Origin of the sequence: Glutamicibacter protophormiae (assembly GCF_014647495.1) — a bacterium.
GTDB lineage: Bacteria > Actinomycetota > Actinomycetes > Actinomycetales > Micrococcaceae > Glutamicibacter > Glutamicibacter protophormiae.
The window spans coordinates 32880-55608 of record NZ_BMPH01000008.1; the positions used below are offsets into that span (position 1 = coordinate 32880).

A 22729-nucleotide genomic window follows, 5' to 3' on the forward strand; every position below is an offset into this window, starting at 1 on the left:
GAAAAGTCCACCCGACTTGGTGTAGGCTTATCTAGGAGCTTTTCGCAGACGGCACCCTTGGTTCTCACGACTTGGGGATAACGGCTGCGAAGGCATCGGGCTATGGCGCAGCTTGGTAGCGCGCCTGACTGGGGGTCAGGAGGCCGTGGGTTCGAATCCCGCTAGCCCGACCACAAGATCAACCCCGGCGAGCATCTCGCCGGGGTTTTTCGCACCCGGAAACCGGCAGCCAACCGAGGGGAGAACGATGCGCCGCAGGTTCATGCAGGTCGACGTGTTCAGCCAGGACCCGTACAAGGGCAACCCGCTGGGGGTCGTGCTGGACGGCGACGGGCTGGACGCCGCGCAGATGCGGGACTACTCCAGCTGGTCAAACCTCTCCGAGGTCACCTTCGTGCTGCCGCCGAGCGACGGGCGCGCGGATTTCCGCTTCAGGATCTTCGCCGGTCAGCAGGAATTCCCCTTCGCCGGCCACCCCATCCTGGGCACCGTCAGAGCCTGGCTGGCATCCGGCGGGAGCCCGCAGAACCCTGCCGAGGTGCTCGCCGAATGCCAGGCGGGCCTGGTTCCCGTGCGGGTGCAGGGGGACCTGCTGTCTTTCCAAAGCCCCGCGCTGCTGCGCTCCGAGGCGCTCGACGCTGCCCAGGTCCGGCAGATCAGCGAGCTTTTGGGCATCGACTCCGCGGCGATCGCCGCCGCCTTCTGGGCCGACAACGGCCCGGGGTGGCGCGCGGTGCTGCTGGACAGTGCCGACGCGGTACTGGCGCTGGCGCCGGATGCGTCGCTGCATCACGGCGTGTGGAAGATCGGGGTGCTGGGGCCGCTGGCTTCGGGCGGCTTCGAAGTCCGGGCGCTGAACTTCGCGGACGGCGTCCTGCGCGAAGACCCTGTCACCGGAAGCCTGAACGCCGCCGCGGCCGAATGGCTTCTCGCGCGCCAGCTGGCCGAAGCCCCGTTCTGCAACCGCCAGGGCACCGTGCTGGGACGTCGTGGGCGGGTTGAATTCCAGCAGGATCACGGGGTCTTGTGGACCGGCGGCGCAACCCACGTGTTGATCGACGGCCATATCGATCTCTGAGCACCGCGGTGGGAACCCTGCAGGCATCAGGTCTGGCTGGTGTCCAGCTCCTCGGCGCGCGCCACCACGCTGACCTTGCTGCCCAGCACGGACACCGACACGGACTTCAGCGACGGATCATCGAATTCTTCGAGCAGCCGCAACGCAAAATACTTCAGGTCCCGATCCGTGGTGGGCTCCGAGCCGTTGACGCTCAGCTGCAGCTTGCCGGGCTTCGAGGCGCCCCAGCTGATGATCCGGCGTTCGGCGGTTCCCGACATCCACAGCTGCGCCGCGGAATCATCGCGCAGCCAATAGGCCTCCATCAACTCGTCCGCCCAATGCTGGCCTTCAACGGCCTCGCTGCGTTTCCTGTCCAGTTCTGGTTGTTGGCTCGGGGACACCGCCGGGGCCGTGGGCGGGCTTTGCTCGAACTCCAGCGGCGCGCAGCCGACCAGGGCGCAGGCGAGCAACAGGGCGCTGGGCACTGCAAGCTTGCGCATGGGACCTCCTGGATTGCTGCACTCATGATTCTAGTTGGCGCACGACGTCATTGCCCGCGCCCGCGGCCGCGAGTAGGCTGAATCCATGGGTACGTTGCATCTTTAAGACGTCCGCCGCGTTGAGCCGAGCTCCGCGACGGACAGTTCCGCACCGCCGCGCCTCAAGCGCGGCGGGGCCCTTCAACGTACCGGTTGCGCCTGCAGTGCGGACCGCCAGCAGATAACGGATGGCCATGACCCGAAAACACGACCCCTCGAATACCCCTGCCGCCGAGCAGGACGCGGTTCACTCCGCGGAATTCACCTGCCGGCTTGTCGATTTGAGCGTCAGCTTCGGCGACCGCGATGTCCTGGACAACATCGAGCTGGTGGTCGGGCCCGCCGACCGGATCGCGGTGCTCGGCGACAACGGTTCGGGAAAATCTACGCTCCTACGGGTCCTGGCCGGGACGCTTGCGCCGGATCGCGGCGAGCGGCTTGCCACCGTGCCCGGGGCCATCGCCTACGCCGCGCAGAATCCGCAGTTCCCCGGCACAGCCAGCATTGCCGAGGTCATCGATTCCTATCACCACCGGTTGCGGCGGCTGGAGCAGCTGATCGAAGCCATCGGGGCGCGGCTTGCAACGGCTGGCGATGCAAAGGCCCAGCGGCTGCTGGCCCAGCTGGAGCAGGTGACCGACTTGTACGAGGCGGCCGACGGATACTCCGTGGGACCGCGGCTGGACAGCGCGCTGCAGCAGCTGGGACTCGGGCTGGTTTCCCGCGACACCCCGGTCAACTCGCTGTCCGGGGGCCAGCGCTCGAGGTTGGCCCTGGCCTGCGTGCTCAGTTCCGGTGCGCAGCTGCTGCTGCTCGACGAGCCGACCAACGACCTCGATGACGACGCGCTGCATTGGCTGGAAGCCGCGGTCCAACGGCATCGCGGCGCGCTGGTGCTCGTCAGCCACGACCGCGTTTTCCTGGAGCGCTTCGCCCGGCGCATCATTCTGGTGGAAGGCCGGAAGCTGAAGGCCTACGGCGACGGGTACCGGGGGTTCTTGCGGGCCAAGGAAACCGAGCGCGCTGCCGCCATCGCTGCATTCGAACGCTGGCGCGAGGATCTGGAACGCTCCGAGACCCTGGTCTCCAAGAATGCCGCACGCGTGGCGGACATTCCGCGAAAACAGGAAAAAGCCGCCTTCGGCCACGGCGCCTTCAGGCTCCGCAGCAGGAACCATGGATCGACCAGCAAGATCCGGCAGGCGAAATCGCGGATCGAAGAACTCGAATCCCACCCCGCACCCAGGCCGGCGGACCCGCTCGAATTCAGGATGCCGCACGGCGGCGGCGCTCCGGACGGGCAGCGGCCACTGCTGCATTCCGCCGGCGCTGCGCGGCCCGGTGCTCCGAGGCTGTTGCTCGGCGAGATGACCCTGGCGGCGGGGGAGCGGTGGCTGGTTGGAGGGCCCAACGGCGCGGGCAAAACCACGCTGCTGAAGGTGCTGGCAGGCGAACTTCCCGTGCAGCGCGGCATGCTCCACCGTCGTGAAGGTCTGCGTGTCGGATGGCTGCGGCAGGAACTGGGCGAGCCGCCCGGGGACACCGTGATCGAGGCGTTCGCCGCTGCGCTGGGGATCTACCAGGACGAGGCGGTATCGCGAATCGTCAAGCTCGGCCTCTTCGCGCCGCGCGACCTATTCATGCATCCTCGTGCGCTGTCGGCCGGCCAGCAACGCCGGCTGGAACTGGCGATCGCGGTGAGCCGGGAGGCCGACCTGCTGTTGCTGGACGAACCGACCAACCACCTGTCGCCGGATCTCGTCGAGCAGTTGGAAGCTGCCGTGGCGGAGTATCCGGGAGCCGTTGTCACCGTGACCCACGACCGGCGCTGGAGGGAAAAGCAGGCAGGGCAGCGCGGGGTCCGGCTGCTCGACATCGTGCACGGTACGGTGCGTTTCGAGCGATGAGCCAGGAGCCCGAGCGATGCTCTCCGACTTTTTGTGAAGTGCATTCTTGTGCGCTGGTTCACCACTCGGATACAGTTATAGTGCGATAAAAGAACTCATCGTTCGATTATTGAACAACTAATTTGCTTGACTCAGCTGAATGGGGAGAAACAGTGCAGTTTCATCACAATGGATACGTCTCGGAAGACCCGCGCATCAAACCCGCCGCGGGCACCGGAATCGACCGACCCGTCGACCTGCCAGACACCATGGACGTGCTCATTGTGGGTGCCGGACCGGCCGGCATCATCACCGCGGCCCAGCTCTCCCAATTCCCGCAGGTGCATACCCGTATCATCGACCGCCGTCCGCATCGCCTGCAGATCGGCCAGGCCGACGGCATCCAGTCGCGCACGGTAGAGACCTTCCAGGCCTTCGGCTTCGCTGAGAGCATCGCCGCCGAGGCCTACCGCATCACCGAAACCACCTTCTGGAACCCGGACCCGCAGAACCCGGAGCGTATCATCCGTACCGACCGCACCCCGGATGACCCGACCGGCGTGAGCGAATTCCCGCACCTGGTGGTGAACCAGGCCCGCGTCATCGACTATTTCGCCGACTTCGCCCGGAACTCGTCCGCCCGCATTGAACCGGACTACGGCTGGGACTTCGAGACCCTGGTCGTCGACGACGAGGGGGAGTACCCGGTCAAGGTCACCCTGGCGGGGACCGGAGAGGGCAACCAGGGGCAAACCCGGGTTGTGCGCGCCAAGTACGTGGTCGGCGCGGACGGCGCCCGCAGCCAGGTCCGCCGTTCCATCGGCGCCACCCTGTCGGGCGACAAGGCGAACCACGCGTGGGGCGTCATGGACACCCTGGCCCTGACCGACTTCCCCGACGTGCGGATCAAGTCGGCCATCCATTCAAGCAACGGCTCCATTCTGCTGATCCCGCGCGAGGGCGGCCAGCTGTTCCGCCTCTACGTGGACCTGGGCGAGGTCGCGGAGGACGACAACGGCAAGGTGCGCCAGACCTCGCTGGAAGAGATCATCCAGCGCGCGCAGGCGATCCTGCAGCCGTACACGCTGGATGTGAAAAACGTCGCCTGGCACAGCGTCTACGAGGTGGGCCACCGCCTCACCGACCGCTTTGACGACGTGCCGCTGGAGGAGATCGGCTCCCGCGATCCCCGGGTCTTCATCACCGGCGACGCCTGCCACACGCACTCGGCCAAGGCTGGCCAGGGCATGAACGTGTCCATGCAGGACGGGTTCAACCTGGCCTGGAAGCTGGGCTACGTGCTGACCGGCCGCTCGCCGCAGAGCCTGCTGGCTACCTATTCCGCCGAACGCAAGGTCATCGCCAAGGACCTGATCGACTTCGACAAGAAGTGGTCCTCGCTCATGGCTGCGACCCCCGAAGAGCTCGAAGGCCAGGAGGGCGTCGCCGAATTCTACGTGCGCACCGCGGAATTCCCGGCCGGCTTCATGACCGAATACCAGCCCTCGGAACTGACCGCGGCGAACGAATTCCAGCACCTGGCAACCGGTTATCCGGTGGGCAAGCGCTTCAAATCGGCCGAGGTCATGCGCTTGGGAGACAGCAACCCGGTGCACCTGGGTCACCACCACCGCGCCGACGGCCGCTACCGGATCTACGTCTTCGCCGACCAGGCCCCGGCCGGAGCGGCATCGCCAGTGGCGCAGCTGTCCGACTGGCTGCTGGGCTCCGAAGACTCCCCGCTGCTGCGCTTCACGCCGGCCGGTGCCGACATCGATTCAATTTTCGACGTCAAGGTCGTCTACCGCCAGGACTACACCACCATCAACCTCAACGACGCGCCGGCGGTCTTCCGCCCGGCCTGCGGCGAGTTCGGCCTGATGGACTACCAGAAGGTCTACACGGCGCTGGAGGGCAACGACATCTTCGCCCAGCGCGGCATCTCCGAAGAGGGAGCGATCGTCATCGTGCGCCCGGACATGTACGTGGCCAACGTCTTGCCGTTGCAGGCAACCGACGCGCTGCGCGACTTCTTCACCCCGGTCATGCGCGAGCAACGCTAGGTGATGGGCGGGCCGTTGGATGGCAAACGACGTCCGACGGCTCGTCCAGGAATTTTCACCCCGCGCCGAAGGTTGACCATTGATGAAGGCCAACCATCGAGGGGAAACATGAGCCAAGAATTTTCGTTCAACCTGCAGAACGTCGTCGAATCGGACATGGCCTGCGTGGACGGCGTGTGCTTCGTGCCCGCCGCTACGACTGAAGTTGCGGAAGAAGATAATCCCGCAGCACCACCGCGTGATTGACCTCTTCGCTTTTAGCTCCGTAAACAAACGTCACCGTAGGATGCTGCGCCAGCAACTCCAGGAATTCGTCGACCGCGGGGTTCTGGTTCAGTTCCTCACGATAGTGTTCAGCGAACTCCGAGAACCGATCCGGGTCGTGATGCCAGGCCTTGCGAAGCTCCGAGCTTGGCGTCACCGACTTGGCCCACTTCTCGATTTCCAGTTGCTGCTTGGTCAAACCACGAGGCCAGAGCCGATCCACCAGAATCCTGTAGCCGTCCGAATCCGAAGGATCCGCATAGGCACGCTTCAGGAGAATCTCGGTCATGACGCTCACCCTTTCACTACCTGCCAAGGGGCCCGAGGATATTTTGGACCCCGAACTGTCTCCGATACTTGCATGATCCCATGAATGAACAGGGACGGAGCTGGAAATATCGGCTTTTCTGTTATCGCGCACCTCTTGAGTAGGCTAATCTGGAAATAGTTTGGTAGAGCGTATCGAACTATTGTTGAATACAAGGTCGTCTTGCACGAACTTAACGCAGAACTTTCTGGAGGACCACAAATGTCGGAAAATGGGCCGGTAACCCCGCACAACGAGTCTGCGTCCGAGACGACCAATATTTCGCTTCCCTCGTTCCAGAGCTCATCCGAACCCGCCGTCATCTACGCGCTGAGCGAGGACGAGAAGCGAGCAGTAGCCGCGTTGCCAGCCGGATCCGCATTGCTCGTGGCCCATACCGGACCGAACAAGGGCGCACGCTTCCTGCTGGACACCGACGAAAGCATCGCCGGCCGTCACCCGAACGCGGACATCTTCCTTGACGATGTCACGGTCTCGCGCCGCCATGCCAAGTTCGCGCGAACCGACAAGGGCTTCACGCTGACCGACATCGGTTCGTTGAACGGTACCTACATTAATGGCGACCGCATCGACTCCATTACCTTGACCAACGGCGTCCAGGTGCAGATCGGAAAGTTCCGACTCAATTTCTACCAGAGCGTGCCTAACCTTTAAACTAGTCCAGTTAGAGGTTTCGTTGCCGGCGCCGATCGCGCCGGCAACCACGTAATTACCGAGGTGTTAGTTCTTTTGCCGATGTTCAACGTAGCCAGCAGCCCACGACTCGAGGCGATCCGTCACGAAGGCGTGCGGCAGGCTGCGCTTAACATCGGCGAAGTGCTGGCGGAGCTCAAGGACGAATTTCCACGAGTCACCGCATCGAAGATCCGGTTCCTTGAAGACAAGGGCCTGATCATCCCGCAGCGCACCTCAGCGGGCTATCGCAAGTACAGCGCGACCGATGTCAGCCGCCTGCGTTTCATCCTCTCCGTGCAGCGCGACCAGTATCTTCCTTTGAAGGTCATCAAGGACCATCTGGACGCCGTGGACCGCGGCGAATCACCGGCAGCACTGCCGGGTGGCGCCCCGGTGGCTCCCGTTGTCGTCGGCAAGGACCTGACCGAAGCGGTGGAAAACCACTCCCGGTTTGTGTCCATGGCGGAACTGCAGGGCATCACCGGCGCCAGCGAGGCGCTCGTCCATGACCTGATCAAGTTCGGCTTGATCGAGCCACAGGGCGGTTTGTTCGATTCCAACGGCATCCGCATCACCAAGTCCGCCGTCCAACTTTCCAACCACGGCATTGAACCACGACACCTGCGCCAGTTCAGAACCGCCGCCGAGCGCGAATTTTCGCTGATCGAATCGATCGTGGGCAACGAGCTGCGCAAGCCCGAGGTTTCTGCCAGGGCGCGGGCCGCGGAAGAAGCCCAGGAAATTTCACGCCAGTGCCTGGAGCTGCATGAAGCTCTGGTACAGCGTGCTATTTCCCAGATCGATCGCTAAGCTGAAGTCAGCGACGAGTTTTCAACCCTCAGGGGGCTATCATGCTGGATCTGGAGTTTGCGGGAATCCGCATTCAACTGCCGGCGAATCAACCGCTGCTGCTGCTCAAGCAGCACGAAAAAGAACTTTATCTGCCGCTCTGGATCGGTGCCCCTGAAGCATCCGCCATCGCAATGTCGGAGCAGGGACTGACCCCTCCGCGGCCCATGACCCACGATCTGATGATCAATGTCTTCGAGGCGCTGGGCATCACCTTGGACCGGGTGGAAATCGTATCGGTCCAGAACGCGGTCTTCGCCGCCGAGCTCGTGCTCTCCAACGGCAAGCGCGTGGACTCCCGCTCTTCGGATGCAGTGGCTCTGGCGGTGCGTGTGCAGTGCCCTATCAAGTGCACCGAAGAGGTCATGCAGGAAGCCGGGGTCATCATCGAAGGGGCCGCCGATAGCGAGGAGGCCCCCGAAGAACAGATGCGGGAGTTCCGTGAATTCCTCGACACCATCGATCCCGAGGACTTCTCCTCCTAGCTCGCAAGGACGCGTCTCCTGCCGGTCATGGCGCCACTTTTCTGCGGTCGGCATTCGGATAATTCCGACACGCCTTAAAGTTAAACTTGAAGGTCTTTGACCCCGGTTGATTATGGCCGTACCGTCGTTGCATAGGGATATTTTCCGCCCACCCGGTCTCGTGCTCATTCATCACTCGCACCCTGCCGGACGGCGAATATCCTGACTCTCGCAAACGGCACGTGCTTACACGCAAGGAGCAATTGGATGGAGACAAGCCAGACAGGCCCACATTACGGGGCTCACGGCGGCGTTCAGCGATCCAATGCCCAGGGCCTCCTCTTCACCGATGACCTGCCGCAGCTGGACGAGCACGCGGGGTACCGCGGGCCCATCGTCTGCAAAGCCGCGGGAATAACCTACCGCCAGCTCGACTACTGGGCCCGCACCGGTCTGGTCGAGCCAGCGGTACGAGGCGCCAAGGGTTCAGGCAGCCACCGGCTGTATTCCTTCCGCGACATCCTGGTCCTCAAGGTCGTCAAGCGCCTGCTCGACACCGGGGTATCGCTGCAGCAGATCCGTACCGCGGTCCTGCACCTGCGCGAACGCGGGGTCGAAGATCTCGCGCAAATCACCCTGATGAGCGACGGCGCCTCGGTCTACGAGTGCACCAGCGCCGACGAGGTCATCGATCTTGTCCAGAAGGGCCAGGGAGTCTTCGGCATCGCCGTGGGCCGCGTCTGGCGCGAGGTTGAAGGTTCCCTGGCCCAACTTCCTTCGGAGAACTCAGAACGGCAGGAGCCGGGGGATGAGCTGGCAGCACGTCGCGCGGCCAAGGCCGCCCGTCAAGTCGGCTAACGGGTTCAACAGCCCAACAGATATTAAAAGGTATGGTCCGAACTTCCTCAGGGAAGTTCGGACCATACCTTTTGTGTTTGAAGCCTTGCGCCGCGAAGCGACTTCTAGGAGTTCGGCAGGGCGGCCTTGTCCATGACGTCCTTGAGCAGGGCATCGAACTGGGTGAGCATCGGCGCGGTGCTCTTGGAGGGCCACTGGTGTACCGAGTACGCGGCTCCCTGGATCTGCTGCCATTCTGGGTGCTCGGGGATTTCAGGCTTCACCATGGAATCACCGAACATCTGTCGCATTTCGGACAGGCGGAAGGCGTGCTCTGCGGAGTCCTTGCGCACGCGGTTGGCGACAACGCTGACCGGGCCCAGCGACGGGGCGAACTCTCGGCGGAACAGCTCCAGGGCACGCTGGGTGCGTTCGGTGCCGGCCACGGAGAACAGGCTCGGCTCGGCCACGAGGACCAGCTGATCCGAGGCGCTCCATGCCATGCGGGTCAGGCCATTGAGCGATGGCGGGCAGTCGATGAGGACCAGCTGGTAGCCGCTGGTACGGCTGAGCAGCTGGGTGAGGCGGCGAAGATCCCTGGTGCGCAGGTCGGGGCGGTCGTAGATGCCGGTGAAGGCATCGCCCACCGCCACGTCAAGAACCGGGATCCGGGTGCGGGACTTCTTTTCAGCGGCCTTTGACTGCCAGGCGGAAGCGACCACGTTGTCCTGCAGACGCACGCGCCGGGCGTTTTTCAGCATTTGCCCGATGGGCTGCTTGCCATTGGCGCGCACTCCAAGGCCGGTGCTTGCGTCGGCATGTGGGTCGAGGTCGATGACGAGGGTCGGAATCCCTGCGGCCAGTGCTGCTGAAGCCAGACCGAGTGTTACGGAGGTTTTTCCCACACCACCCTTGAGGCTGCTGATGCTCACTACGTGCACGGACCAGACCACGCCTTTCGCTGTTCGATTCTTGAACGTCCCGCCGAATATTTAAGTCTCTCCTCATCATAGTGTGCCCGGTGCCGATTCCCCGACTTTGCAACGGCGGTTTTCGAGGTTTGACCTAACTTAGTGATTAAAAGTGATTAAAACTTCAGCGCCGGCGCATATTTCCTATGGTCTGACCACACTGCGAAATGTTTGGGTGATCTAGACCTCGTCCGTGTAGGGTGATTGGAGAACGTGCTCGAACGAGCATTTTTGAGAGACCCGACACACCGGTCTCGGGCCATTGGAGTTCCGGGAGTTGCCTTCCGAAATCCGGCCTGAATCCATGTGTGCTGATTCGATGTAGGGACACTATGTTTGAAAAAATCTTGGTCGCCAACCGCGGGGAAATCGCAATCCGCGCTTTCCGTGCCGGCTATGAACTAGGCGCAAAAACCGTTGCAGTCTACCCGCACGAAGACCGCAACTCCGTTCACCGCCAGAAGGCCAATGAGGCCTACCAGATCGGCGAAGAGGGCCATCCGGTCCGCGCCTACCTGAACATTGACGAAATCATCCGCGTCGCCAAGGAAGCCGGCGCAGATGCAATTTACCCGGGCTACGGTTTCATGTCGGAAAACCCCGACCTGGCCCGCGCCGCTGCCGAGAACGGCATTAAGTTCATTGGCCCGAAGGCCGAAATTCTTGAACTTGCAGGCAACAAGGTTGCAGCACTGAAGGCCGCCAAGGCTGCCGGCATTCCAGTGCTCGCCTCCTCCGAGCCCAGTGACGATGCTGAGCTGCTCATTGCCGAAGCAGACAAGATCGGATTCCCGATCTTCGTCAAGGCCGTTGCAGGCGGCGGCGGACGCGGCATGCGCCGCGTCGACAAGCGCGAAGACCTGCCCGAGGCACTGGGCGCCGCCATGCGCGAAGCCGGTACCGCCTTCGGCGACTCGACCGTCTTCCTGGAGCAGGCGGTGCTCCGCCCTCGCCACATCGAGGTGCAGATCCTCGCTGACGAGCACGGCAACATCGTCCACCTGCACGAACGTGACTGCTCGCTGCAGCGCCGCCACCAGAAGGTTGTGGAGATCGCCCCGGCCCCGAACCTGGACGAGAACATCCGCCAGGCGCTGTTCCGCGACGCCGTGAAGTTCGCCGAGGCCCTGGGCTACCAGAACGCCGGCACCGTCGAGTTCCTGGTTGACACCGTGGGCGAGCGCGCTGGACAGCACGTGTTCATCGAGATGAACCCGCGCATCCAGGTGGAGCACACCGTGACCGAGGAAGTCACCGACATCGACCTGGTGCAGGCGCAGATGCGCATCGCCTCGGGCGAATCGCTGGCCGACCTGGGCATCACCCAGGACACCATCCAGGTGCGCGGCTGGGCGCTGCAGTCCCGCATCACCACCGAGGACCCGGCCAACGGCTTCCGCCCCGACGTCGGAACTATCACCGTGTACCGCTCCGCAGGCGGTTCGGGCGTGCGCCTGGACGGCGGCACCATCTACGCCGGCGCCGAGGTCTCCCCGCACTTCGACTCGATGCTGGTGAAGCTGACCTGCCGCGGCCGCGACTACGCCACCGCAGTATCACGCGCCCGCCGCGCCCTGGCCGAGTTCCGCATCCGCGGCGTCGCAACCAACATCCCGTTCATCCAGAACGTGCTCAATGATCCGCAGTTCATTGCCGGCGACGTTGCCACGGACTTCATCGACTCGCGTCCTGACCTGCTGACTGGCAACGAGTCGCAGGACCGCGGCACCAAGGCCCTGAACTACCTGGCACACGTGACCGTGAACCAGCCCAACGGGGAGCGCATCGAGGGCATCGACCCGCGCAAGAAGCTGCCTTCCTTCCCGGGCGACAAGTCGGACGAGCCTGAGCGTTCGCCGTTCGACGGGCCGTCGCGGACGGCGCATCCGGCCGACGGCTGGCGCCAGAAGCTGCTGGAGCTGGGCCCGGAGGGCTTCGCCAAGGCGCTGCGCGATTGCACCGCCGTGGGCATCACCGACACCACCTTCCGCGACGCGCACCAGTCGCTGCTGGCCACCCGCGTTCGCACCCGCGACCTGCTGGCCGCCGCGCCGGCCTACGCGCACACCGTGCCGCAGCTGTTCTCCATGGAGGTCTGGGGCGGTGCGACCTACGACGTGTCGCTGCGCTTCCTGGGCGAAGATCCGTGGAAGCGACTGGAGCTGCTGCGCGCCGAGCTGCCGAACATCCCGCTGCAGATGCTGTTGCGCGGCCGCAACACCGTGGGCTACACCCCGTACCCGACCGAGGTGACCGACGCCTTCGTGAAGGAAGCCGCCGCCGCGGGCATCGACATCTTCCGCATCTTCGACGCGCTGAACGACGTGTCCCAGATGGCCCCGGCCATCAAGGCAGTGCGTGAGACCGGCACCGCCGTGGCCGAGGTGGCCCTGTGCTACACCGGCAACCTGCTGGATGCCAACGAGAAGCTGTACACCCTGGACTACTACCTGGACCTGGCACAGCAGATCGTCGACGCCGGCGCGCACATCATCGCGATCAAGGACATGGCGGGCCTGCTGCGCCCGGCCGCGGCGGCCAAGCTGGTCACCGCGCTGCGCGAGCGCTTCGACCTGCCGGTGCACCTGCACACCCACGACACCTCCGGCGGGCAGATGGCGACCCTGATGGCAGCCATCAACGCCGGCGTGGACGCCGTGGACGTGGCCAGCGCCGCCATGGCCGGAACCACCTCCCAGCCGTCGGCCTCCGCACTGGTGGCCGCGCTGGAGTTCACCGAGCGCGACCCGGGCCTGTCCCTGGACGCCGTCGCCGCGCTGGAACCGTACTGGGAAGCCGTGCGCTCCATGTACAAGCCGTTCGAGTCCGGGCTTCCGGCGCCGACCGGACGCGTGTACCAGCACGAAATCCCCGGTGGACAGCTTTCGAACCTGCGCCAGCAGGCCATCGCCCTGGGCCTTGGCGAGCGCTTCGAGGCCATTGAGTCGATGTACGCTTCGGTCAACGACATGCTGGGCAACGTGGTCAAGGTGACCCCGTCCTCCAAGGTGGTCGGCGACCTGGCGCTGCAGCTGGTCGGCTCCGGCGTTCGTGCCGCGGACTTCGAAGCCAACCCGCAGAACTACGACATCCCGGATTCGGTCATCCAGTTCCTCTCGGGCGAACTGGGCAACCCTCCAGGTGGCTGGCCTGAGCCGTTCCGCACCAAGGCGCTGCAGGGCCGCAGCGTGAAGGCCCACATCGAGGACCTGAGCGCAGAGGACGCCGCGGCGCTGACCGGCGACTCGGACACCATCCGCGCAACGCTCAACCGCCTGCTGTTCGCCGGTCCGACCCGCGACTTCGCGGCCTCGGTGGAGAACTACGGCGACCTGTCCGTGCTGCATACCCGCGACTACCTCTTCGGCTTGGTCCGCGGCCACGAGCATGTGATCTCGCTGGGCACCGGCGTTCGCCTGCTGGTCAAGCTGGTCTCCGTCTCGGAAGCCGATGAGAAGGGCATGCGCAACGTCGTGGTCACCCTCAACGGCCAGTCCCGCCAGATCAGGGTGCGCGACGAGTCGGTGGAGTCCACCGTCAAGACCGCTCCGAAGGCCGATCCGAACAACGCCGGCCACGTGGCCGCCCCGTTCGCCGGTGCCGTGACCGTCAACGTCCAGGTCGGCGACCTGATCGAGGCCGGCCAGTCGGTGGCTACCATCGAAGCGATGAAGATGGAGGCCGGCATCACTGCGAACTCCTCCGGCGTCGTCACCCAGATCACCCTGAACGGCACCAGCCAGGTTCAGGGCGGGGACCTGCTGGTGGTCATCGAATCGAAGTAGCCGCTTCGGCACGGTAAATCCGCTGCACCTACATCGTGGCCCACGACGCATGTCGTGGGCCACGATGTATTTATGGCACGATCATTGGGACGGCGCCGCACCCGGCGCCGGCATGTTACGACCCAGGAGGGAATATGAAGGCTGGCAGGAACACTCCCGGCGGCGTGCCTGCCGCGCGCCAGCAGCAGGCCAGAGAGGTCGCCGCAGCACGCAGCGAACTGGGCGTGCTGCTGTTCACCTTGGATCCGGCCCTGCCGCAGGCGGAGCTTGCCCAGCAGCTGGCCGAGCAGTTCGCGGAACTGCAGCTGCCCTCCCGCGTGGCCACCGCCGGGCCGCAGCGGGTTGCGGCGGTCATGGACGGCAGCTTCACCGGAATCGACGTACTCGTAGTGCTCGGGGACGCGGGCGCCGACACCGAAGACCGGCTCATGGAACTGGTCGAATGGCTGTTGGCCAACGGGCGTGGGGCCCTGGCTGAAAACCTCATTTTCGCCCAGCTGGGCCAGCCGCCCAAGCACCGCCCGGTTCCTGCCTTCGCCCGCGTGGTGCTGGAGCGGAATTTCGCCGCCGAGGCACGGAAAAGCGGCCTCAGGTTTCCCTGGGCCGCTTCCTCCCATTCCTCATGGGAGCTCGCCGGAGCCGTGCTGGACTATGCCACGGGCTTGGGCGCCGAGTAGATGTCCTCGATCATCGCGTCATAGTCGCTGAGCACCACGGCGCGCTTGATCTTCATCGACGGGGTCAGGTGCCCCGAGGATTCGGTGAAATCTTCGGGGACGACGCGGAACGCGCGGATGGATTCCGCCCGGCTGACCGAGGTGTTCGCCTTGTCGATGATCTTCTGGATGGTCAGCAGCACCTCGGGGTGCGTGGACAGCTCGTCCATGGACAGGTTCTTGTCCAGGTGGTGGCGCTCCAGCCAGCCGGGCACCGCCTCGGGATCCAGCGTGACCAGGGCCGAGATGAATGGACGCCCCTCGCCGACGACGACGCACTGGGAGACCAGCGCATCGGCGCGGATCTGGTCCTCAAGCATCGCCGGAATGACGTTCTTGCCGCTGGCGGTGACGATGATCTCCTTCTTGCGGCCGGTGATTTTCAAGAAGCCGTCGGCGTCCAGCTCGCCGATGTCCCCGGTGTGCAGCCAGCCGTCGGTGAAGGTTTCGGCTTCCAGATCGGGCCGGTTGCGGTAGCCGCGCATGACGCACACGCCTTTGGCCAGGATCTCGCCGTCGTCCGCGATGCGCACCGCATTGCCCGGCAGCGGCTTGCCCACGGTGCCGATCTTGATGCGGTCCAGGGTGTTCACGGTGACCGGCGCAGTCGTCTCGGTCAGGCCGTAGCCTTCGAGCACCGTCACGCCGATGCCGTTGAAGAAATGGCCCAGGCGTTCGCCCAGCGGTCCGCCGCCGGAAACCGCGTGGCGGATATTGCCGCCCATGGCATTGCGCAGCTTCTTGTACAGCAGCGCGTCGAAGAGCTTGTGCTTCAGGTTGAGCCCCAGCGGGATCTTGCCGTCCTGCTCGGCCCGCGAGTACTTCACCGCCACGTCCACGCCTGCATGGAAGATCTTGGATTTGCCGCCGTCTTCGGCCTTGAGCATGGCCGAGTTGTAGACCTTCTCGAACACGCGCGGCACGGCAAGGATGAAGTTCGGTTTGAAAGACTGCAGGTCTTCGAGCAGGTGCTTCACGTCCGGGGTGTGGCCGGTGCGGCAGCCGGCGGCCACGTTGACCACCGAGATGAAGCGCGCGAAGACGTGGGCCAGCGGCAGGAACATGATGGTGGAGGCGCCCGGGTAGACGGCTGCCGGCAGCTCGGCCACCGCGTTCTCCGCCAGCTCCACGAAGTTCGAGTGCGTCAGTTCGCAGCCCTTGGGCCGCCCGGTGGTCCCCGAGGTGTAGATGATGGTCGCGGTGTCCTTGAGGGTCGCCGAGCTGCGGCGCGTCTCCAGTTCTTCGTCGCTGACGTCCTTGCCGTCCTTGGCAAGTTGCTCCAGGCCCTCGCCGAACTGCCAGACATGGTCCAGGCAATCGAGCTGCTCCTGGTGCGCCGCCTCGCGGACCACGGCTTCGTGCGCTGGGCTTTCCACCACGACGGCCACGGTTTCGGAATCCGCGGCGATCCAGGCGACCTGGCTGGGGGAGGAGGTCTCGTAGATCGGGACGGTCACGCAGCCTGCGTACCAGATCGCGAAGTCGACCAGGGTCCATTCGTAGCGGGTCCGGGCCATCAGGGCGATGCGGTCACCGGCGTTGATGCCATTGGCAATGAAGCCCTTGGCGATGGCCGCGGCTTCGGCGGCGAACTGCGAAGCGGTGACATCCTGCCAGGCGCCGCCGGGAGAAGGTTTGGAGAAGAGGGCCGGATTAGCAGCTGAATTCGCGTGGCGCAGCAGCAGGTCGGTGATGTTCGACTCTGCCGGCGAGTGGATGCGTAGCGGCGTGCTGTATTCGCGCATCTGTGTCTCTTCTCCTGAACTCGGTGTGACCCGGTGGGCAATGCGGGGTAATCCGCATCACATTGTTATTACTCTACAGTAACCTAGCGTTCCTCGGGCTCAAAGTCGATCAGACCCTTGCTCCATCATCTCCCGGATCGCGTTCGGTCGGTAGCCTTCTGAGTAGGTAAATCACGCCGATGATGGAGAGTGCGACCATGCCGATGTAGACGAAGGCCGGGGCCGAGCGAAAGAAGATCACGCATAACAGCAGTCCGATGGGTCCGCCCGCGGCCATCGTCCAGGCGAGGTTAACCATCGGGTTTCCCGAGCCCAGCGCGGCCGGTTCCTCGGGGACGAACTGCTCCTCGCCCTCCTCGACCTCGTAGTCGCGTGGTCCGGCAACCGCGCCGGGGCCGGTGGAGAACAGCTGGCGCAGTTCCGCCTGGCGCTCGGCGGCGCTCGGCTCGCGGGGAGTGCCCTGGTCAAGGGTCCGGAAATTCTCAACGAGCTCGTCCCAACGCGGATCGTCGGCGCCGGACGGCTTGTTCTCTGCGGGGTTCATGACCTGCCCTTCGGGGAGTGCGCGGCCTGCGCGGCCACATGGTGGAAGAATCGAGCCGATTCCTCGAAGATCTGCGCGGCGTCGTAGTCGAGGGTGGCCACGTGCTTTGAATGCAGCAGCTGGTGGTGCTCGACCAGGGTGCCGGGGGTCAGCCCGTCGGTCAGCGCGTGCACCGAAGCATCGGACACCACGTTGTCCACGGTCGAGCGGAACAGCTGGACCGGCGCGGTGACCAGGCCCAGCCGTCTGCGGGTCTGTGCGAACAGCTGGTAGAGCTGGTGCACCGCCGCCACCGGGGTGCGGTCGTAGGCCTTTTCGTCGGCTCCGCGCTTGGCGATGTCGTTGCTGATCGGAGCGACCGAACGCACCACACGCCGCAACCACTTCGTATAGGGAGCCAGCGGGCTGTCCACGACCAGCCCCGGATTCACCAGGCTGACGCCGGCGACGTTGCGCCGGGTGGCCAGGTGCAATGCCAGCGCTCCGCCCATCGACAGGCCGGCGGCGAACACCTGGTCATGGGATTCGGCCAATTCGTCAAAAGCTTGTTCGGTGGCCTGGATCCATTCGGAGAAGGGCCGGCCGACCATGTCCTGCCAGGAGGTTTCATGCCCTGGCAGCACCGGGCACAGGGTGTCGAACCCGGCGGACTCGAGCGCCCGGGCCCATGGCAGCATGGCGGTTCTGGACCCGGTGAAGCCGTGGATCAGCAGTACTGCAGGCTTCCGCTCCGGCTGGCCGGCCGCCCCCGGATGTGCTTCGTGATTCATCGCGTCCCCCTCGAGGTGCTACGTTGTACTGCATTCTTATTCGAGCGTAGTGCACAATTGAAGGGTGCGGACCCGCGCCAGTCAACACGTCGACGGGCGTGTCCGCCCGCAATGCCTGATGACGAGAAGAAGGAACCGCCCCATCGTGCTGTACGACTTTCTGAAACGCTTCGCGGTCAAGCCGCTGCTGCGTATCTTCTTCAAGATTGACATCCAGGGCATCAATAATATTCCCGCCGAGGGCGGCGCCATCCTCGCTTCCAACCACCTGTCGGTCAGCGATTCGGTGTTCCTGCCGGCGATGATCGAACGGCCGGTCGTGTTCCTGGCCAAGGACGACTATTTCAACGGCAAGGGCCCCAAGGGGCGCCTGGTCGCATGGTTCTTCCGCAACATCAACCAGCTGCCGATGGACCGCTCGGGCGGACGCGGATCGGCCGCCTCGCTGGCCAGCGCCAACACCGCCCTGGCCGAGGGCAAGCTGCTGGGCATCTATCCCGAAGGCACCCGCTCTCCCGATGGGCGGCTCTACCGTGCGAAGCTCGGCGTCGCCAAGCTCGCCCTGGAATCCGGGGTGCCGGTGATTCCGATCGCCATGATCAACACTGACAAGGTGCAGCCCATCGGGCAGCGCCTGCCGCACCCGGGCCGCATCGGCATCAAGATCGGCAGGCCGCTGGACTTCTCCCACCTCGCCGGGAAGGCCTCGGACCCCGCAGTGCTGCGCCAGGTAGCCGACGACATCCGCAGGGCCATCAACGTGCTTTCCGGGCAGAGCTACGTGGACGTCTACGCGCCGGCCAAGGCCAAAAAGAAGTAGCCGCGGCCTGAAGCGGGGGCCAGCGGCCGGGCGCATGCCCTGTGTTACGTCCGGTTGTTACATTGCACGCGGTGCTTTGCGCGCAAGACACGTAGACTTGTCAAGGTGAGCGAAGTAAACCGAACCCCATTGCCAGGCTCCTCCGTAGCCGGCCCCGCCACCGACCCGCAACTTGATCTGTGGCGTGATCTGCCTATTGCCCAACAGCCCACCTGGAGTGAGCACCCGGACTATAGCGCTTCCATTGCTGAACTGGGTTCGCGTCCGCCACTGGTCTTTGCCGGCGAGGTCGACGTGTTGCGCGAACGCCTGGCCGAGGCGGCCCAGGGCAAGGCCTTCCTGCTTCAGGGCGGGGACTGCGCCGAGACCTTCGCCGACGCCACCGCGGACAAGATTTCCGCCCGCGTGCGCACCATCTTGCAGATGGCCGTCGTGCTGACCTACGGCGCCTCGATGCCGGTCATCAAGATGGGCCGCATGGCGGGGCAGTTCGCCAAGCCGCGTTCCTCGAACGACGAGACCCGCGACGGCGTCACCCTGCCGGCCTTCCGCGGCGACATCGTCAACGGCTACGACTTCACCCCGGAGTCCCGCGCCCACGACCCGAAGCGCATGGTCCAGGCCTACAACACCTCCTCTGCCACGCTGAACCTGATCCGCGCGTTCACCCAGGGCGGCTTCGCCGACCTGCGCAGCGTGCACTCCTGGAACCGCGGCTTCATGGCCAACCCGGCGCACTCCGCCTACGAGCAGCTGGCCGGCGAAATCGATTCGGCCATCCGCTTCATGGATGCCTGCGGCGCCGGCTTCGAAGGCCTGACCCGCACCGAGTTCTTCGCCTCCCACGAGGCGCTGCTGCTGGACTACGAGCGTGCGCTGACGCGCACCGACTCGCGCACCGGCCTGCCGTACGACACCAGCGGCCACTTCCTGTGGATCGGCGAGCGTACCCGCCAGCTGGACCACGCCCACGTGGACTTCCTGTCCCGCGTGCGCAACCCGATCGGCGTGAAGCTCGGCCCGAACACCTCGGTCGAGGACACCCTGGCGCTGATCGAGAAGCTGGATCCGAACCGCGAGCCTGGCCGCCTGACGTTCATCACCCGCATGGGAGCTCAGAACATCCGCGAGAAGCTGCCGAACCTGGTGGAGAAGGTCACCGCCACCGGCGCGCAGGTCCTGTGGGTCACCGACCCGATGCACGGCAACACCGTCACCAGCAAGAACGGATACAAGACCCGCAACTTCGACGACGTCATGGACGAAGTCCGCGGATTCTTCGAGGTGCACGACTCGCTGGGTACCAACCCGGGCGGCCTGCACGTGGAGATGACCGGCGACGACGTGGCCGAGTGCCTGGGCGGCGCCGATCCGATTCGCGAAGAGGACTTCGATGAACTCTACGAGTCCGTCTGCGACCCACGCCTGAACCACCGCCAGTCCCTGGAGATGGCCTTCCTGGTCTCCTCGGCACTGCAGAGCCGCGCACGCCGCTAGGCGCCAGCCGGCCCAAGGAAAAGACCTGGCCCACCACCCCTTCGAGGGGTGGTGGGCCAGGTCTTTTTTGCCGTGGCGCAGGCCTTGCCGGCTAGAACGCGTAGATGCTGATTTCGCTGCCGCGCTCGACGCTCCGGTTCAGCGGCGACTGCATGCGCACGGTCTGCGACAATTCGCCGAGCACGTGGTGCGCCTTGACGGTGAGCCCCGCCTCTTCGAGCACCCGGGTCGCCTCCGCGACGTCCAAGCCGATCACCGAGGGGATCCGGACGAATTCCGGGCCCTGGGACAGGTTGACCGTGACGGTGCTTCCCACCTCGGCGGTGCCGTTCTGAGGCGACTGCGCGGCGACCATGCCGGATGGCACGGTGCCGGAATGCACCGGATCGCCCACCTGCAGGCGCAGGCCCGCGGATTCAAGGGCCGCGGCGGCAGCGTCCTGGCTCAGCCCCTGCAGCGCAGGAACCTGCACCGGGGCCGGCCCCTTGGACACCGCCAAGGTGATGGTGTCCTTGCGCGCGGCGGTCTTGCCCGCAGCCGGTGAGGAGGAGATGACCTTGCCCTTCTCCACCTCGGAGGAGTACTCGCGGACCTCCTTGACCTTGGCCAGCTCCCGCTGGGCCAGCAGCTCGGTGGCCGTCTGGAGGCTCTTGCCGGCCACATCCGGGATCTCGAAACGCTCGGGGCCCTGCGAGACGATCAGCTCGACGCCCTGGAACTTCATGATGTTCTCGCCGGTGGACGGATGCGAGTCCACAACGCGCCCGATGGCGATGTCGTCGTCGAAGGCGGAGCCGAGCCGGACCGGGATGCCCTGTTCGGACATCTGCGACACCGCCTGCTCCTGCAGCAGGCCGTTCAACGACGGAATGCGGATCACCGTTCCCGGGCCGCGGCCGAAGAACCAGCCGGCGGCCGCCACCAGTGCCACGATCAGCACCCACGCCACGGCGACGCCGGTTTTCTGCGCCGCGCTCCTGGGCTTGCGCAGTCGATGCGTCGGCAGCTGGGCCTCCTTGCGCCACTGCTTCTGCGCCGCCTTGTTCGCGCGCTTCTGGCCGCGCGGTGAGAGGGCCGCCGGTTCTGGATCCCCTTCGATGGCGGCATCCGCACCGAAGGATTCAATATCGGAGCGCGAATAGGCGGCGGTGGCCTCCGCGCCGGGAGAACCCGCCCCGGCTGCCGGGTCATGGACCACGGTGGCCTGCGCATCTCGCAGATCCAGCACCTCGGTGGCATCCGAGGTGGCGATGACGGTGGTGGCTTCGGCATCAAGCTGCGCGTCCAGCGAATAGGCCCCGCCCGCAGTATCGGTGCCCTGCAGCTGCCAACGGCGTTCGCGGGCTTCCTCGCGCTCGCGCTGCCAGTCGTCCAGGCGCTGCTGCACGGTGGTGGGCATGTGCGAGATGGAACCCGGAGTCAGGTCCTCGACACCGCCCAGGGTTTCCGCGTCGAAGTCCAGCTGTTCGTCGCTGAGCGTCGAACGGATCTGGATGACCTCGTCAAGCAACAGCTCGGCGTTCTGCGGCCGCTTCTCAGGATCCTTTTCGGTGCACCACTGCACCAGTTCGTCCAGGTCGCTGGCAAGTCCTGGCACGATATCCGAGGGCAGCGGCATGGGGGAGTCCAGATGGTGCTTCATCAGTGCGGCCGCGTTGGCTTCCGAATACGGCAGGCGCCCGGTGAGCATCTGGTAGACCATGATGCCGACAGCGTAGATATCGCTGCGCGAATCGGCCGGGGCACCGGAGACCAGCTCGGGGGAGACGTGCGAGAGGGTGGCCACCAGGGTCGCTGACTGCGTGTGGGCGCTGGCGGCGCGGGCCAGCCCGAAGTCGGTCACCTTGATTTCGCCGGTATCCGCCAGCAGCACGTTCGCGGGCTTCATGTCGCGGTGGATGATGCCTTCGGAGTGGGCGGCGCCCAGCCCGTGGCAGACCTGCTCCAGGACGCTGAGCATCTGGCGCGGCGTGAACCGTCCGCGTTCGGAGATCACCTGCTCCAGGTTGCGCCCGCGGACGTACTCCATCACCAGATAGACGATGTTGTCCGTGACGTTGTGGTCTCGGATCGAGACCACATTCGGGTGGGTGATGTTCGCGGCGATGACCGCCTCGGATTCGAAGCGCTCACGGACCGTGGATTCGCTGGCGAAGTTGTCGTTCAGGATCTTCACGACCACCGCGCGGTGCAGACGCTTGTCCATGGCGCGGTAGATCCGAGACATGCCGCCCAACGCCAGCAAATGGTCGATACGGTAGCGGTCGTCAAGGGTCGTACCCAGGTTGGGGTCGGCAAGAGCAGGGCTCATGGTGCACGCACTCCTGACTTGGGATTGCGCGCCGCAAAGGCGTGATTCACCCACTGCTCCTTTCGAACATGATTACTATCTTTTAATGTACCTAGCCGACCTGAGAATTTCCGGTTTAAAGCCGAAATCCGCCAGTGGTGTCTACCTCTGGCGGATTTCGTGCAGCTTCCCGGGTTGCGAGATCTACCGCGGGAGCGGTCTCTTAGGATGCGCGGCGGGCACGTGCAGCGCGGCGCTTCAGAGCGCGACGTTCGTCTTCGCTCATTCCACCCCACACGCCAGCGTCCTGACCGGACTCGATGGCCCACTGTAAGCAGGTTTCGGTCACTTCGCACCGACGGCAGACGCTTTTGGCCTCTTCGATCTGCAAGAGGGCCGGACCGGTGTTACCCACCGGGAAGAAAAGTTCCGGGTCCTTATCCAGACACGCCGCGCGGCTACGCCAATCCATGCTTATTGATGCTCCTTGAAATTTTTGAGGGGGGACGAAAGGCTCATGATCTGAACACGCAAACGCCCCGCCTTGAAAAGGTCAGCGGGGGACGGTGTAAATGCCGTAGTGCTTTTCGCATCGTCGGATATGAACGACGGGGTCATCGTTTTGC

Annotated in this window: 19 protein-coding genes and 1 tRNA gene; 12 read left to right on the plus strand and 8 right to left on the minus strand. The window is 64.8% G+C overall.

Going from position 1 to position 22729, the window contains the following annotated elements; all coding sequences use genetic code 11:
• Positions 1–96 precede the first annotated feature (96 nt).
• Positions 97–173, plus strand: a tRNA-Pro gene (locus IEY43_RS10490).
• 74 nt (positions 174–247) lie between these two features.
• Positions 248–1078: a PhzF family phenazine biosynthesis protein gene (locus IEY43_RS10495; RefSeq protein WP_188948553.1), complete on the plus strand. Its 831-nt coding sequence runs from the start codon at positions 248–250 to the stop codon at positions 1076–1078.
• 26 nt (positions 1079–1104) lie between these two features.
• Here the strand turns inward: IEY43_RS10495 and IEY43_RS10500 are convergent, their stop codons facing one another.
• On the minus strand, positions 1105–1560 hold the full coding sequence (locus tag IEY43_RS10500; protein WP_188948554.1) for a hypothetical protein: 456 nt from the start codon (positions 1558–1560) through the stop codon (positions 1105–1107).
• A gap of 233 nt (positions 1561–1793) precedes the next feature.
• On the opposite strand from IEY43_RS10500, the gene IEY43_RS10505 reads away from it, so the two are divergent.
• Both IEY43_RS10505 and IEY43_RS10510 read left to right on the plus strand, forming a co-directional pair.
• Positions 1794–3506 (plus strand): ABC-F family ATP-binding cassette domain-containing protein, encoded by a 1713-nt coding sequence (locus IEY43_RS10505; protein ID WP_188948555.1) that lies wholly within the window; start codon positions 1794–1796, stop codon positions 3504–3506.
• 152 nt (positions 3507–3658) lie between these two features.
• Positions 3659–5548 (plus strand): FAD-binding monooxygenase, encoded by a 1890-nt coding sequence (locus IEY43_RS10510; RefSeq protein ID WP_188948556.1) that lies wholly within the window; start codon positions 3659–3661, stop codon positions 5546–5548.
• Between the two features lie 193 nt (positions 5549–5741).
• Here the strand turns inward: IEY43_RS10510 and IEY43_RS10515 are convergent, their stop codons facing one another.
• Entirely contained in the window at positions 5742–6101 is a 360-nt protein-coding gene (locus tag IEY43_RS10515; RefSeq protein WP_188948557.1) for a DUF488 domain-containing protein, read from the minus strand.
• 240 nt (positions 6102–6341) lie between these two features.
• Here IEY43_RS10515 and IEY43_RS10520 point away from each other — a divergent pair, with 240 nt between their 5' ends.
• From IEY43_RS10520 to IEY43_RS10535, 4 genes are all read left to right on the plus strand, one after another.
• Positions 6342–6794 carry an FHA domain-containing protein gene (locus IEY43_RS10520; RefSeq protein ID WP_188948558.1) on the plus strand — a complete coding sequence of 151 codons (453 nt, stop codon included), beginning with the start codon at positions 6342–6344 and terminating at the stop codon, positions 6792–6794.
• A 63-nt stretch (positions 6795–6857) separates the two neighbouring features.
• Positions 6858–7625, plus strand: a complete 768-nt coding sequence (gene ftsR / locus IEY43_RS10525; protein ID WP_229777358.1) for a transcriptional regulator FtsR — start codon at positions 6858–6860, stop codon at positions 7623–7625.
• A 41-nt stretch (positions 7626–7666) separates the two neighbouring features.
• Positions 7667–8149 (plus strand): bifunctional nuclease family protein, encoded by a 483-nt coding sequence (locus tag IEY43_RS10530; protein ID WP_188948559.1) that lies wholly within the window; start codon positions 7667–7669, stop codon positions 8147–8149.
• A gap of 246 nt (positions 8150–8395) precedes the next feature.
• Positions 8396–8986 (plus strand): MerR family transcriptional regulator, encoded by a 591-nt coding sequence (locus IEY43_RS10535; protein ID WP_188948560.1) that lies wholly within the window; start codon positions 8396–8398, stop codon positions 8984–8986.
• Positions 8987–9090: 104 nt separating this feature from the next.
• Here IEY43_RS10535 and IEY43_RS10540 read toward each other — a convergent pair whose 3' ends face one another.
• Entirely contained in the window at positions 9091–9906 is an 816-nt protein-coding gene (locus tag IEY43_RS10540) for a ParA family protein (RefSeq protein ID WP_188948561.1), read from the minus strand.
• 362 nt (positions 9907–10268) lie between these two features.
• Here IEY43_RS10540 and IEY43_RS10545 point away from each other — a divergent pair, with 362 nt between their 5' ends.
• Both IEY43_RS10545 and IEY43_RS10550 read left to right on the plus strand, forming a co-directional pair.
• Positions 10269–13721, plus strand: coding sequence for a pyruvate carboxylase (locus tag IEY43_RS10545; protein WP_188948562.1), 3453 nt, complete (start codon positions 10269–10271; stop codon positions 13719–13721).
• A 134-nt stretch (positions 13722–13855) separates the two neighbouring features.
• On the plus strand, positions 13856–14398 hold the full coding sequence (locus IEY43_RS10550) for a hypothetical protein (protein ID WP_188948563.1): 543 nt from the start codon (positions 13856–13858) through the stop codon (positions 14396–14398).
• On the opposite strand, the gene IEY43_RS10555 is transcribed toward IEY43_RS10550, so the two are convergent.
• The 3 genes from IEY43_RS10555 to IEY43_RS10565 form a co-directional block, all read right to left on the minus strand.
• Positions 14371–16182: an AMP-dependent synthetase/ligase gene (locus IEY43_RS10555; protein WP_188948564.1), complete on the minus strand. Its 1812-nt coding sequence runs from the start codon at positions 16180–16182 to the stop codon at positions 14371–14373. The two genes, IEY43_RS10550 and IEY43_RS10555, sit on opposite strands and share 28 nt — an antisense overlap.
• Before the next feature lie 109 nt (positions 16183–16291).
• Positions 16292–16726, minus strand: coding sequence for a hypothetical protein (locus IEY43_RS10560; RefSeq protein ID WP_188948565.1), 435 nt, complete (start codon positions 16724–16726; stop codon positions 16292–16294).
• On the minus strand, positions 16723–17496 hold the full coding sequence (locus tag IEY43_RS10565) for an alpha/beta hydrolase (protein ID WP_188948566.1): 774 nt from the start codon (positions 17494–17496) through the stop codon (positions 16723–16725). The genes IEY43_RS10560 and IEY43_RS10565 overlap by 4 nt, the downstream gene beginning before the upstream one ends.
• A 145-nt stretch (positions 17497–17641) precedes the next feature.
• On the opposite strand from IEY43_RS10565, the gene IEY43_RS10570 reads away from it, so the two are divergent.
• Together IEY43_RS10570 and IEY43_RS10575 are read left to right on the plus strand one after the other, a co-directional pair.
• Entirely contained in the window at positions 17642–18316 is a 675-nt protein-coding gene (locus tag IEY43_RS10570) for a lysophospholipid acyltransferase family protein (protein ID WP_188948567.1), read from the plus strand.
• A gap of 105 nt (positions 18317–18421) precedes the next feature.
• Positions 18422–19813: a class II 3-deoxy-7-phosphoheptulonate synthase gene (locus IEY43_RS10575; protein WP_188948568.1), complete on the plus strand. Its 1392-nt coding sequence runs from the start codon at positions 18422–18424 to the stop codon at positions 19811–19813.
• Positions 19814–19904: 91 nt separating this feature from the next.
• Here IEY43_RS10575 and IEY43_RS10580 read toward each other — a convergent pair whose 3' ends face one another.
• Both IEY43_RS10580 and IEY43_RS10585 read right to left on the minus strand, forming a co-directional pair.
• The gene (locus IEY43_RS10580) at positions 19905–22124 is read right to left on the minus strand and encodes a Stk1 family PASTA domain-containing Ser/Thr kinase (RefSeq protein ID WP_188948569.1); all 2220 of its coding nucleotides are present in this window, start codon (positions 22122–22124) and stop codon (positions 19905–19907) included.
• Positions 22125–22326: 202 nt separating this feature from the next.
• Positions 22327–22575 (minus strand): WhiB family transcriptional regulator, encoded by a 249-nt coding sequence (locus IEY43_RS10585; protein ID WP_047118688.1) that lies wholly within the window; start codon positions 22573–22575, stop codon positions 22327–22329.
• Positions 22576–22729 lie beyond the last annotated feature (154 nt).